Below are 12617 nucleotides of genomic sequence, written 5' to 3'. Positions count from 1 at the left end.
ATCCTAGTTTGTTTGCTGCCATTTTTATTGATTAACTTTCTAATGTGAGCATGAAATAATAATCCAATATGAAAAGGGGAGTTCGGAAAAATGATTAAAATGGAAAAGAAATTGTACACGGCTACAGTTAATGTTCAAGGCGGAAGAGAGGGCAATGCGGTTTCCAGCGATGGGAATCTTAATGTGGACCTGAGATATCCCAAGGAATTAGGGGGTAATGGAGCTGGAACAAATCCGGAGCAACTGTTCGCTGCAGGATTTGCCGCGTGCTTTGAAGGGGCGATCGGTGCTGTTCTTAGAGAAAAGAAGATTAAAGCAGAAGGTACAACAATTGTTTCTCATGTTACACTCGGCAAGGATGCGAACGACGGCTATGTACTAGCAATTACTATGGACATCACTATTAAAGGCGTAGAAACTAGCGTGGCTGAGGAAATCGTTGCGGAAGCTCATCAGGTTTGCCCTTATGCCAAAGCAACACGTGGTAATATCGAAGTAATCTCGAACGTTGTTGGTTAATCAGCGCCGAGAATTTCTTAGTCATACCCAAGGGTGCTTACATTCACATTGACTACCTATATAATTAGACCAAATCGTAAAAGGGCAACCAGAAATTTTTGGCAAACCTTATATTACGATCGGGCGCATATCATTTTGTTTGAATATGCACGCAGCAAATGCTCGAAAAATGGGTGAAACAGAACAAAGAATATATTCTCAAATTGTGGACAAAAGCATCCAAATGAACCAGTTTGGATGCTTTTGCTATTTTATGCGATTTTTTGTTGGATGAATGGCTAAAGGTGGTAACAGTGTATCGAAGTGGAGATGACTTTTGGCATGGGGTATGAAATTTATCATGCCTTGGCGTTTAAATACCTGGTAAATACATTACTTCAATACATTACTTTTTACAGAATCGGGATCCGGTCGACTCTTGTATCATGAAAGTATAAGAAAAGGAGGTGAATAGCCAGCAAAATCGCAGATGGAATAATACGATTCGAGAAGAAATAACATCTGCTGTGTAATCAGGAATTATACAGTTATACTAACGAATTCTGAACGTATTTTACCTGAGTGATTTAGTGTATGGCATTTAGTGGCGTCCACCATTTCCGATAGGGAGCTGACTAGAATTGAATTTGAAAAAAAGTGCTTTATTTTTAATACCAAGTGTACTTGTAGTAATTGCTGGGTTTTCCATCTACGGTTCGAATCAACAAGCCGAGGTAGCGAAGGCTCAAGGTACTATAACGAGTGAAAATTTGAATTCGTCTACTAACACTGCTATTTTTGCTGGCGGCTGTTTCTGGCATATGGAAGAGGCATTCGAAAATCTTAAAGGGGTTAAGAGTGTATATACCGGGTACACGGGAGGGCCCGAGAAAAATCCAACCTATAATGAAGTAGGTTCCGGAGCTACGGGACATGTCGAAGCAGTAGAAGTTCATTATGACCCTAATGTTGTATCGTATGACGAGTTGCTTCAGACTTTCTGGCGTAACATCGATCCTACAGATGCAAACGGTCAATTTGGTGATCGCGGCACCCCTTATGAATCCGGTATTTTTTACACGAACAATGAACAAAAAGTGGCTGCCGAAGCATCTGAAAATGAGTTAGAAGATTCCAAGCGTTTTGATAAACCGATTGTAACGAAAATCGATGCGGCAACAACGTTTTACAAAGCCGAGTCAGAACATCAAGATTATTATGAAAAAAGTTCGATGAGCTACCAATTGAGTGTGCTTATATCCGGGCGTGATACGTTTTTGGATGATGCTTGGGGGGAAGATCGCGAAGTAAAAATTAGTGACAAAAAAGCAACTATTAATGACAAGCAAGCAACTAAAAGTGACAAACAAGCATCTTATGACGATTTTAACAAAGAAGAAAAGCTCAAGACGCTGACTAAACTCCAATATAATGTAACTCAGAACGGCATAGATGAGACGCCGTTTAAAAACGAATATTGGGATAATGAAGCAGAAGGTATTTACGTAGATATTGTTTCGGGCGAGCCTTTGTTCAGCTCTAAGGATAAATTTGATGCAGGGACGGGCTGGCCTAGTTTTACAAAGCCTATCGATGGAGACTATGTAGTATTGAAAGAAGAAAGCGGGTTCCTTTCTTCGAGAACCACTGCTAGAAGCCGTAATGCTGATTCCTACTTGGGTGATGTGTTTAGTGACGGACCGAAACCAACGGGACTGCGGTACTGTATTAATTCTGCAGCTTTGAAGTTTATTCCAAAAGATAAACTTGAAGAAAGTGGATATGGTGATTATTTAAAGCTGTTTAATAAATAGTTTCAGCACTATCATTTACAGTTTCATGGTTAAAGCATAATTATAATCGGATAATGTTAGAGGGGGTCGTAAATTGAAAACAAGTGACGATTTTAACAAAGAAGAAAAACTCAAGAAGCTCACTAAACTCCAATATAACGTAACTCAGAAGGGCGCAGATGAGTTACCGTTTCATAACGAATATTGGGACAATGAGGAAGAAGGTATTTACGTTGATATTCTTTCTGGCGAGCCTTTGTTTAGCTCCAAGGATAAGTATGATGCAGGCACGGGCTGGCCTAGTTTTACAAAACCTATAGATGGAAACAATGTTGTATTGAAAGAGGAAAGAGGATTCTTATCTAGGAAAACCGTAGCCAAAAGCCGTAATACTGATTCCTACCTTGGCGATGTGTTCGATGATGGGCCAAACCCAAACGAACAGCGGTTCTGCATTAATTCAGCCGCTTTGAAGTTTATCCCGAAAAGTAAACTTGAAGAAAATGGGTATAGCGATTATACGAAGTTGTTTAAAAAATAGTACCTGCAGTATTATTTACTGTTTCATGATAAAAATATAACTATAAACATTCGGAGGTTTAAACATGAGAAGAGATTTTATATATCACTTATATAATGTTGAATTTGATAAATTTCTAGACCTGCTTTCAAAATGTTCTGAGGACAAGCGTATGGAAGTCCCTGAAGATTTTAACACCAGCCTTTATTGGCATTTAGGGCATGTCCTTCGAGTAACTGAGTTTCTTGTGTTTGATCTTGCAGCACAACCAACAACCCTTCCGCAAAAGTACCATGAACTATTCTTCTATGGAACGAAAGTAACAGAATGGAATGCAGAACAGCTTGAGCAGCTGCCTGATTGGGATACCATGATCGCTCAGATTAAAGAACAACGCGAACATCTTTACAATACGTTTAAAGACAGACTGGATGAATCTGTACCAGAGAACTTCAAAAAAGCTGAAAATTACGGAGAGTTGATTCTTACGGCTGCGGCGCATTTATCCAACCATAATGGTGTTGTGGCTGCAATGCTGCAAGTGCTGAAAGAAAAATAATAGGCAATACAAAAACAGCAGTCATAATTCTTTACTTGACTGCTGTTTTTGATAAATAAACAAAACAATAGTAGAAATTCACATGAGGAGGTTGGAATGAAACGACAATCTTGGCTGATTAATTCATTATTGTGCATCGCAGTAGTAGTGGGGGTAGTGTGGTTTAATCATAATGTTTTGCATCTGGCTCCCGAAGAGATAAGGGTTTGGATTTTATCCTTTGGCTGGGCTGCCCCCGTATTGTATATTCTTATTTACACAATACGTCCTTTGATCCTGTTCCCGGCCTCTATCCTTTCGTTGGCAGGCGGTTTGGCTTTTGGACCGGTTTGGGGAACCGTTTATACGATCATTGGCGCCACGCTTGGCGCAATGCTATCTTTTGGGTTAGCCCGAGTTTTAGGCAAAAACCTGTTCCGTGTAAGGTTGGAGAAGTGGAAAAATGTGGAAACACAATTACGGGAGAAGGGCTTTCTCTATATTTTGCTGCTTCGACTGATTCCCGTATTCCCCTTTGATCTTGTCAGCTACGCGGCAGGTATTTCGAAAGTGAAGTTTTGGGCATTTCTGTTCGGTACACTCTTGGGAATCATTCCAGGTACGTTTGCTTATAATTTTCTCGGTTCCAGTTTTTTTCTAGGTAACACGTTATTCGTGATCATTGCAGCGGCCGTGTTTATCCTTGTGACACTGATCCCTTTATTTCTTAAGAAACGAGTGGTTAAAAATTCAAACGGAAGGAACGGTTACTTTGAAAAGCTATGATATCGTTGTCATTGGCGGTGGATCAGGAGGGCTAACCGTAGCCGCAGGAGCAGTCGCCTTTGGGGTAAAGGTTGCATTGATAGAAAAAGAGCCTGAACCTGGAGGAGACTGTTTGCATACTGGGTGTGTTCCTTCCAAAGCGCTGATTGCCGCGGCTTCGGAGCTCCATACGGCAAAGAAAGCTGCAGAAGCATTTGGTTTGGAGCTAAAGGGAAAAGCGGATTACCATGAAGCGTTCCAAAGAGTTCAGGCTGCCAAAGCTGCCATTCAACATCACGACAGCTCGGAACGGTTTCGCTCCATGGGGGTCGATGTGTTTCACGGACATGGTCAATTCAGGGACACGCATCATATCGAAATTAATGGTAACGAGGTTATTTATGGTAAACGGATTGTCATTGCTACAGGTTCCAGACCAGCGATCCCCCCTATCGATGGTTTGCAAGACGTAGATTTTTTATCCAATGAAAGTGTATTTGATATGAGAGCTTTGCCGAAAAGTCTTGTTGTCATTGGAGCTGGGCCAGTCGGCTTGGAATTGGGTCAAGCTTTCGCTCGCCTGGGTGCCAAAGTAACGGTACTCGATCGAGGTCCGGAAATATTAAGCAAAGAAGACGAGGAAATCGTTCCATATGCACGAGCTGCTTTGGAAAAAGAAATGACTTTACTGTTAAAAGCCACCGTGAACAAGGTTGAAGCCATCCCTGAGGGACGAAAAAGGCTTTATATAGACCGAGACGGTGAAAAGCTTCAATTGGAGGCAGACGCCTTATTGATTGCTGCCGGCCGAATGCCGAATACAGATCGTCTTGAACTTTCGCGTATTGGAATTGAAATGGACCGAGACCATATCGCGACCAAGAAAACATTGCAAACCAGCATTCCACATATTTACGCTGTTGGGGATGTAATCAGACCGTTTCCGTTTACACATGCTGCAGGGATGGAGGGGAAAATTGTTGTAGGAAATGCAGTTTTCGGCTTAAAACGAAAAGTAAGCTACGACAACGTTCCATGGGTAACGTATACAGAACCGGAAATCTTTCATTTGGGGATGACGGAGCAGGAAGCCCGAAAGTATGTTGGCGATAAGATCAGCATTTACAAAGTACCCTTAGATCAGGTGGATCGATTTATTACTGACGGACATAAAGAAGGCATCGTTAAGGTCATTACAGATGGAAAAGGAAAGATCTTTGGCGCACATGCCGTTGGGAACGGGGCGGGGGAATGGATGCAGCAAGCGGTATTTGCAAAACATTACGGCCATAAGCTTCCCGATATTTCGCAAGTGGTTCATCCTTACCCAACCTATTCCGAAGCTTTAAGGAAAACAGCTGATCAATATTGGCAACATAAGTTTTCTCAAGGCATTACCGGGCGGTTATTAAAAGCATATGTAAAATGGTTTCGATAACATGGGAGGAGGCGGGCGTTTTGAAATACAAACGTTCTGTTGCAGGTATTATCTTATTATGCATCGTTAGCTTGATTACAGCCGCCTGTTCTGGTAAACATTCCGGCGATCAAGGAAAGGTAGCCGACGAATCTCTTCTTTCAAGCAGCTGGGATCAAGTGCTGGCAGAAGCCAAGGGACAAACCGTGAATTGGTATATGTGGGGCGGAAGCGATGCCATTAATGAATTTGTGGATACAAAATATGGAACATTACTAAAGGAACAGTACAATATTACCCTCCGCCGTGTGCCAATCAGCGATACCGCAGAAGCGGTGAATAAGGTACTAAATGAGAAGCAAGCTGGCAAAAATGAAGGCGGCAGTGTGGATTTAATTTGGATTAATGGTGAGAACTTTGCTACCTTGAAGCAAGCAGACGCTTTGTTTGGTCCATTCGCAACGAAACTTCCGAATGCTAAATACGTGGACTATGATAATCCTGCTGTCGCGAAGGACTTCGGTCTTGAAACAGAAGGATACGAATCGGTATGGGGCAGTGCACAGTTTCAATTCGTGTATGATTCCAAACGGATTCAACCCGACGAACTGCCTCATAATTATCAAGAATTGAAGTCATGGGTAAAGAAGCATCCCGGACGATTCACCTACGCTGCACCTCCTGACTTTACGGGTACACGTTTTGTCAAACAATTGTTCTACGAATTGAGCGGAGGGTATGAAAAGTGGTCAAAACCGTTCAACCAGCAAGAATTTAATACTGAAGCTTCGAAAGCTTGGGATTACTTAAACGAGATAAAACCGTCCTTGTGGAGAGATGGGGAAACGTATCCTAAAACGGTCGCTGAATTAACGACACTTTTCAATAACAATGAAGTAGACTTTGCTTTCAAACAGGACATCGGAGGTATCGCGACGGAAATTGGCAAAGGAAAATTACCGAAGACAGCACGTCCATACTTGTTTGATTCAGGAACGATTGGCGATCACCATAATGTCGCGATTCCATACAATGCCGCACATAAAGCAGCTGCCATGGTCGTTGCCAATCTAATTCTTGATCCAAAACTGCAACACGAAAAAGCTGATCCTACGAAAGGCTGGGGAGACGGCATTGGAATCGATCCTTCGAGATTGGACGGTGAAAACAAAAAGCTTTTCGACGAGCTTAAGTCTAAAACCCGCGAAACAGCCGTATCTGCGGACGAGTTGTTAAAGCACAAGCTCCCCGACATACAGGCTGCTTATACACCTGCTTTGGAGGAAGGTTGGAAGAATCATGTTTTATTCCAAAAGTAAATCCATAAGGCTGCTAATTTCGGCCGGTATGCTCTTTCCTGCCCTTTTTATTGTGGGCGGATCATTTATCGCAGGGCTTATCATTTGTGGTATTCAAAGCCTGGATTACTTCCCACTAATCGGGAAAAGAACATTATCGCTGCATGTTTATATAGGAATATTTCAATCTGCCGTATTTTATCGTTCACTCATTTTTTCGTTGGGGATATCCTTGGTTGCAACCGTTCTTGCGGCTTTGATTGCGGTTATTCTTGCCCTCTGGCTGCGGAAATATGTTAGTCAAGGTGGATGGCTTCATTTCTTGTTGCAATTCAATCTGCCAATCCCGCATGTTGTAGGAGCAATTGCCATATTGATACTCTTTGGGCAAAGTGGATTGATTTCTCGTTTAGCTTACTGGGCAGGAATCATTCAGCAGCCTTCCCAGTTTCCGATTTGGGTTACCGATCAGTTTGGTATTGGAATTGTACTGGAATATGTTTGGAAGGAGGTTCCGTTTATTGCGGTATCCGTACTCAGTATATTAAAGTCTTGGACGGTCCCTTATGAAAAACAGCTGCAATTGCTCGGAGCAAACCGATGGCAAAGATGGAGGTTCGCCACGTTTCCTTTCATGCTGCCTGCCTTGCTGTCTTCATCGATTATCGTGTTTGCCTATACGTTCGGTTCCTTCGAAGTTCCCTACATATTAGGTTCAGTGAGTATGCCTACACTGCCAATACTGGCTTATCAAGCCTACCTCAATCCGGATCTTTCATATCGGCCGGAGGCTATGGCCATCAATACGATCATTACAATAATAAGCATGATTTTAATTATTTTATATATAAAATGGGGGGGAGGCTATGCGGCGAAACGGCAATAAATCAAGAAAAGGCTACGTAATAATGCTTGCCCTTTTTATATTGTTCATTTTTCTCCCTTTTTTACTTCTTCCAGTTTGGTCATTCACGGAGCATTGGAGATTCCCAAACGTACTTCCAATTCCTTCATTGCGGACTTGGAATTATGTATTTTCAGCGCACTCGCAAGTGAAGGATGCTGTTTTAAACAGTTTGGGGTTAGCTTTAGCTACTGGTTTGTTGTCTCAAGTGGCTGCATATCCGGCTGCTCGTGCATTGGGGCTTTACGTAAAAAGATGGAATAAAACGATTCGGTTTGTGCTTATAGCTCCCCTATTGATTCCCGGCATTTCCATTGCAATAGGCGTTCATGTTTTGTTCCTTCATTTCGGTTTATCTGATCGATGGCTTGGGGTACTGTTGTCACACTTGATTCCAGCTATTCCTTACTCGATTTATTTGTTGTACGCATTTTATGCCGGATACGATATCGGATACGAAAAGCAGGTTCGTTTACTCGGGGCGAGCAGACAGCAAACATTCAGGCTGGTCGAGCTGCCACTGCTGCGTTCGGTTTTATCCCTCAGCTTCTTGTTTAGCTTTTTAATATCCTGGAGCCAATATCTCTTTACGGTTTTTATTGGAGGTGGCAATCTAATTACACTACCAATGTTACTATTTAGTACGCTAACGAGCGGTGATTATTCGCTTATAGGTGCCTTATGCACGGTGTTTGTCCTGCCTGCGCTCGTCATTGTCATTTTCACCTCTATCGAAGTTAAGAGGGACTTCTACAAAGGGAAGGAGGCGAATAATCCAAATGTCTGATCCATTTATTCAGATTACCGATGTTTCATTCCAATACGAACAAACAAAGTCCTTTTCTCTGGCCAAGCAATCTTTTGCCCTTGAGAAGGGAAAGTTGCTTATGATACTAGGTCCGTCAGGCAGTGGAAAATCAACGTTGCTTCAGATTATTTCCGGTATATTAAGCCCTGACCATGGAAGTATCTTAATGGGGGGCAAACCGATTCAACATCTGCCTCCAGAAAAAAGGAATCTTTCCATGATCTTTCAGAAACCGTATTTACTCCCTTTTCTAGGGGTCGGAGCGAATGTGGAAATCGGACTTAAACTAAAAGGTTTATCTTCCCGAGAACGCAAAATGAAAACAGAACAAATTCTGAATGAAGTTGGTTTGAAGGGATTTTATAACCGTCCGTTATCTTCTCTTTCCGGTGGACAAGAACAGCGTGTGGCGTTAGCAAGATCGCTTGTCATCGAGCCGCAGCTTTTGTTGCTGGACGAACCTTTCAGTCAGCTGGATCCTTTGCTGCGGAAACAAATGGGGCGCTGGCTAAGCGACATGAAAAGAACGTGGGATATTCCGATGATTATGGTCACACATGATCGGGAAGAAGCCTTGACACTAGGAGACCAGTTCTTAATTCTCCGAGATGGTATCACACAACAGTCGGGGACTCTTGAAAACATCTATTACGAGCCTGCCAATAAATGGGTAGCGAATTTCATGGGAGTCGATAATGTTGTGGACGGAATGAAATGCGGAACAAAGGTGACAACGTTTATGGGTAATTTAGAGATCCATCCAAATTGTGCAACCGTCCGGGATGGTCCGGTTCATATTGCTCTTCGATCAGAATGGCTCCAACTAGACCCAACATCACCGATAAAAGCCACGATAGAGGGCAGCGCTTTTCGTGGAGAATATACAGAATTGAAGGCCCATGTAAGCGGAGAATTGGTCGTCATTAAGCAACTTGGCTTTTCCGCTTATGAACCAGGGATGGAAACAGGTATTCGCCTGACAACCCCAAATGTTTGGTGTCTTCAAAAGGAGATGGTGTAACAAGTGCTAGATTCTTATGCGCGCCACAAGGTTCAACCAGTCATTGATAAAGGCGCAAAAATAGTCCAATATTTCGGGTTATCTGCCAATACGATCTCTTGGATCGCTATGATGTTGGGGGTAGGAAGCGGGATTTTATTTATACTGGGGTTTCCTATAGCCGCCGTTTTTACTCTTTGGATATCGGGTTATCTTGATGCTGTGGACGGCACGCTTGCCAGAATGACAAAGCCCTCTAAATGGGGGAATATTTTAGATATCACGTTTGATCGGGTCGTTGAAGGGACAATGATTATTGCACTTTTATTCGTCCATCCTGACGCTTATGTGCCGATTGTTCTAGATTTGGCCGCTATTCTTATCACGGTTACAGTTTTTCTCGTAACGGGAAATGTGATTCCCAATATAGGAGCAAAAGGGTTCCATTATAACCCTGGGATCTTGGAACGTACGGAAGCGTTTCTGTTTTTTTCATTGATGATGCTATTTCCAAGTGTGCTCTATGAGTTGGCATGGCTATTTTTTGTGCTCCTCCTTATCACCATAATTAAGCATCTAAGAGATGTGTATGTGTGGCTTCGAAATAACGATGTGGATAAAATATGAGAATGTTCGGTGGCTATATGAAGAGTACGAAAAAGGATTATCAAACATCAATATCGGTGACCCGGCGAAGGCTGTGGAATTGATCATATCTGTTCTAAAAGGCGATCAACCGCCTTTTCGTTTGGCTGTTGGTTCTCAAGCTGCATATACGATTCGCGAAGCTTATACGAAAAGGCTGGAAGAGGTCAATACTAGGTTTGAGCGTTCTGCTCAAGGAGACTAATTAAGAGGGACGTAAATCCTTTGATATGGATGAAGAGAGGAATGTATAAACCGAAGTTTGACTGCTCCAGTCGAGCTTTCGGCTTGTTCAAGGTTTATCGAATAAACGTAAGAACTAAAAATTAAGGATGAAATGGATTATGATAAAAGACACGGATTTATTGAATAAAAACCCCCACTGGTGGAGGTGGTTTTTTGGTCTGAAACTCGTTTTTGATATAGTTTTAACTGGTATTTTTTATTTTGAACATTCGATCACAATCTTCTGGAAGCTAAGTTTTGTGATCTTTTCCCTGATCGTTTTTCTTATAGTTTATTTTTTTTACTCCAGCATAAAAAAACAGTGGTTACTTCATCTTCTTATCATAGATTTTTTGGTATCTGCTTCTTATGGCTATGTTTTTTTAGGGGGGACTTTCCCGCATCACCTTTTTATTGGAATAACGGCTTTAGCTATTTTAATGTTTTCAAAAACCACCCAAGTGCTCATTATTTCTTGTATATTGTTAATTTTGCTCTTTATCGTTACCATGGGCAGCGTGGATTGGTACTTTTATAAGCGGTTTGATGAAACGAGCTACGTTATTTCATGCTCGTTTATTGTGTTTGCAGGTATTGTCACCTTGTTAATTAATTTTTACCAAAAGGCGCGTTTGGAGGCGGTACAGTTGTATGAACAATTGATGCTATCTCATGAGCGGCTTCAGGAATACGCACTCCAGAAAGAAGAGTGGGCGGCTGTTAGGGAACGAGTGAGAATTGCGCGTGATATTCACGATACAGTTGGTCATAAACTAACGGCATTGCTAGTACAAATGCAGGTGGCCCGCAAGCTAAACAGGGTAGATTCAATACGCAGCGAGCAAGCCTATTTGGAATGTGAGGAACTAATTAGGTCGGCCTTACAGGAGGTCCGCCTTTCCGTAAGAGCGATAAGAGAAGAACCAATTACATCTACTTCCATAAATGAAAGCTTGAAAATATTATCAGAAGAATTTACTAAGTTTGCACATGTTCATACGTCTTTTGAAGTGCATGGAACGCCTGTTGCACTTCCGAACGATCTTCAATTAACAGCTTTCCGAATTGTACAGGAATCCCTTACGAATGCCCAGAAACATGGACAAGCGAAAAAGGCTGTCATTGTGTTGGACTATGGCGAAACAGGGTTTTCTTTAAGCATTACTAATGATGGTGAATTGCCTGGCAAAATAAAGCCGGGATTCGGTTTAATTAATATACAAGAAAGGGCTAGTGAGTGGAATGGAGTGGTACATTTTAGGATGGATAGGAAAACCGGATTTACTGTTGAATTGAAATTTCCTTATTCTTTAACGGAAATGGAGCGAAAACAAATTGAGAATCTTGATAGTTGACGATCAAAGGCTTATGAGAGAGGGACTTGCAACCATTATCGGATTGGAACAAGGTATCGAAGTGGTTGGAACGGCTGTGGATGGAAGAGATGCCTATGCCAAAATAATCGAATTGCAACCTGATGTAGTACTGATGGATCTTGAAATGCCTGGAATGGATGGTGTGGAAGGATCGGAGTTGATACTTAAGAACTTTCCGGAGATGAAGATATTGATTCTGACCACTTTCGATGACGCGGAACGGATCATACAAGTTTTGGAGAAAGGCGTTCATGGCTATTTATTGAAGGATATGCCATCGGAAGCAATTATTAGTGCTATTCAATCGGTATACAATGGCGGAACAGTGCTTCAACACGACATAACCGCGATACTGTTAAAAGAGTTTAAAAAAATGTCAGAGAAAAGTCCGTTTAGGGCACATCCATTAAATAAAGACGAGCCCGATGAGCTGAGGTATTTAACTCAACGAGAAAAAGAGGTACTTGCTTTATTGGGTCAAGGATTAAATAATAAAGAAATAGCAGGCAAGCTTTATCTTACGGAAGGTACGGTGAAAAATCACGTCTCAAATCTCATTGCAAAGCTGGGAGTGCGTGATAGGACACAAGCGGCTGTGTTTTCAGTTCGCCATCTTCTATAAATAAGAGGTATCCTCTTCCCTATACTGAAGTCTCGTCGACCTCCTTGTCCGTTTATGGACAGGGCTTCTTTATTGAAGCGGGATCGATAGTTTTACCGGAAGAACACTTCTAGTTCCGGATATTTATCACCACAAGATTTAATTGCTACGGAATTTGACGGTCAAAATTGGAAGAAAGCTGTAAATTTTGGCACTTAAAACAAAAACC

General features: G+C 42.0%; 14 protein-coding genes. All 14 read left to right on the top strand.

Annotated features, from left to right (window positions below):
- Positions 1–90: 90 nt before the first annotated feature.
- The 14 genes from QFZ31_RS05210 (at position 91) to QFZ31_RS05145 (ending at position 12409) form a co-directional block, all read left to right on the top strand.
- Positions 91–519 (top strand): organic hydroperoxide resistance protein, encoded by a 429-nt coding sequence (locus QFZ31_RS05210; RefSeq protein WP_307301465.1) that lies wholly within the window; start codon positions 91–93, stop codon positions 517–519.
- A 620-nt stretch (positions 520–1139) separates the two neighbouring features.
- Positions 1140–2312, top strand: a complete 1173-nt coding sequence (gene msrA / locus QFZ31_RS05205; protein ID WP_307301463.1) for a peptide-methionine (S)-S-oxide reductase MsrA — start codon at positions 1140–1142, stop codon at positions 2310–2312.
- A gap of 73 nt (positions 2313–2385) precedes the next feature.
- The gene (gene msrB, locus QFZ31_RS05200; RefSeq protein ID WP_307301461.1) at positions 2386–2832 is read left to right on the top strand and encodes a peptide-methionine (R)-S-oxide reductase MsrB; all 447 of its coding nucleotides are present in this window, start codon (positions 2386–2388) and stop codon (positions 2830–2832) included.
- A 64-nt stretch (positions 2833–2896) separates the two neighbouring features.
- On the top strand, positions 2897–3370 hold the full coding sequence (locus tag QFZ31_RS05195; RefSeq protein ID WP_307301459.1) for a DinB family protein: 474 nt from the start codon (positions 2897–2899) through the stop codon (positions 3368–3370).
- 96 nt (positions 3371–3466) lie between these two features.
- Positions 3467–4135 carry a TVP38/TMEM64 family protein gene (locus tag QFZ31_RS05190; protein ID WP_307301458.1) on the top strand — a complete coding sequence of 223 codons (669 nt, stop codon included), beginning with the start codon at positions 3467–3469 and terminating at the stop codon, positions 4133–4135.
- Entirely contained in the window at positions 4122–5552 is a 1431-nt protein-coding gene (locus QFZ31_RS05185; protein WP_307301456.1) for a dihydrolipoyl dehydrogenase family protein, read from the top strand. The genes QFZ31_RS05190 and QFZ31_RS05185 overlap by 14 nt, the downstream gene beginning before the upstream one ends.
- 20 nt (positions 5553–5572) lie before the next feature.
- Positions 5573–6850 (top strand): ABC transporter substrate-binding protein, encoded by a 1278-nt coding sequence (locus tag QFZ31_RS05180; RefSeq protein WP_307301453.1) that lies wholly within the window; start codon positions 5573–5575, stop codon positions 6848–6850.
- Positions 6831–7715: an ABC transporter permease gene (locus QFZ31_RS05175; protein ID WP_307301451.1), complete on the top strand. Its 885-nt coding sequence runs from the start codon at positions 6831–6833 to the stop codon at positions 7713–7715. Before QFZ31_RS05180 ends, QFZ31_RS05175 begins: the two co-directional genes overlap by 20 nt.
- Positions 7696–8520, top strand: coding sequence for an ABC transporter permease (locus QFZ31_RS05170; protein ID WP_307301450.1), 825 nt, complete (start codon positions 7696–7698; stop codon positions 8518–8520). The genes QFZ31_RS05175 and QFZ31_RS05170 overlap by 20 nt, the downstream gene beginning before the upstream one ends.
- Positions 8513–9562, top strand: a complete 1050-nt coding sequence (locus QFZ31_RS05165) for an ABC transporter ATP-binding protein (RefSeq protein WP_307301449.1) — start codon at positions 8513–8515, stop codon at positions 9560–9562. The genes QFZ31_RS05170 and QFZ31_RS05165 overlap by 8 nt, the downstream gene beginning before the upstream one ends.
- 3 nt (positions 9563–9565) lie before the next feature.
- Positions 9566–10168 carry a CDP-alcohol phosphatidyltransferase family protein gene (locus QFZ31_RS05160; RefSeq protein ID WP_307301447.1) on the top strand — a complete coding sequence of 201 codons (603 nt, stop codon included), beginning with the start codon at positions 9566–9568 and terminating at the stop codon, positions 10166–10168.
- Entirely contained in the window at positions 10131–10391 is a 261-nt protein-coding gene (locus tag QFZ31_RS05155) for a hypothetical protein (protein ID WP_307301446.1), read from the top strand. The genes QFZ31_RS05160 and QFZ31_RS05155 overlap by 38 nt, the downstream gene beginning before the upstream one ends.
- A 667-nt stretch (positions 10392–11058) precedes the next feature.
- The gene (locus QFZ31_RS05150) at positions 11059–11766 is read left to right on the top strand and encodes a sensor histidine kinase (RefSeq protein WP_307301444.1); all 708 of its coding nucleotides are present in this window, start codon (positions 11059–11061) and stop codon (positions 11764–11766) included.
- 13 nt (positions 11767–11779) lie between these two features.
- Positions 11780–12409 carry a response regulator gene (locus tag QFZ31_RS05145; protein WP_307311385.1) on the top strand — a complete coding sequence of 210 codons (630 nt, stop codon included), beginning with the start codon at positions 11780–11782 and terminating at the stop codon, positions 12407–12409.
- The last annotated feature ends 208 nt before the right edge of the window (positions 12410–12617 follow it).

The sequence above is a fragment of the Neobacillus niacini genome (genome assembly GCF_030817595.1).
Taxonomy (GTDB): domain Bacteria; phylum Bacillota; class Bacilli; order Bacillales; family Cytobacillaceae; genus Neobacillus; species Neobacillus niacini_G.
The sequence above is the reverse complement of the archived record's forward strand: the minus strand, read 5'-3'. Positions and strand labels throughout refer to the sequence as shown.

Coding starts and splice junctions, on each gene's coding strand:
- QFZ31_RS05195 (WP_307301459.1), top strand. CDS start 2,897: ATGAGAAGAGATTTTATATATCACTTATATAATGTTGAATTTGATAAA.
- QFZ31_RS05145 (WP_307311385.1), top strand. CDS start 11,780: ATGAGAGAGGGACTTGCAACCATTATCGGATTGGAACAAGGTATCGAA.
- QFZ31_RS05175 (WP_307301451.1), top strand. CDS start 6,831: ATGTTTTATTCCAAAAGTAAATCCATAAGGCTGCTAATTTCGGCCGGT.
- QFZ31_RS05210 (WP_307301465.1), top strand. CDS start 91: ATGATTAAAATGGAAAAGAAATTGTACACGGCTACAGTTAATGTTCAA.
- QFZ31_RS05170 (WP_307301450.1), top strand. CDS start 7,696: ATGCGGCGAAACGGCAATAAATCAAGAAAAGGCTACGTAATAATGCTT.
- QFZ31_RS05165 (WP_307301449.1), top strand. CDS start 8,513: ATGTCTGATCCATTTATTCAGATTACCGATGTTTCATTCCAATACGAA.
- QFZ31_RS05155 (WP_307301446.1), top strand. CDS start 10,131: ATGTGTGGCTTCGAAATAACGATGTGGATAAAATATGAGAATGTTCGG.
- QFZ31_RS05190 (WP_307301458.1), top strand. CDS start 3,467: ATGAAACGACAATCTTGGCTGATTAATTCATTATTGTGCATCGCAGTA.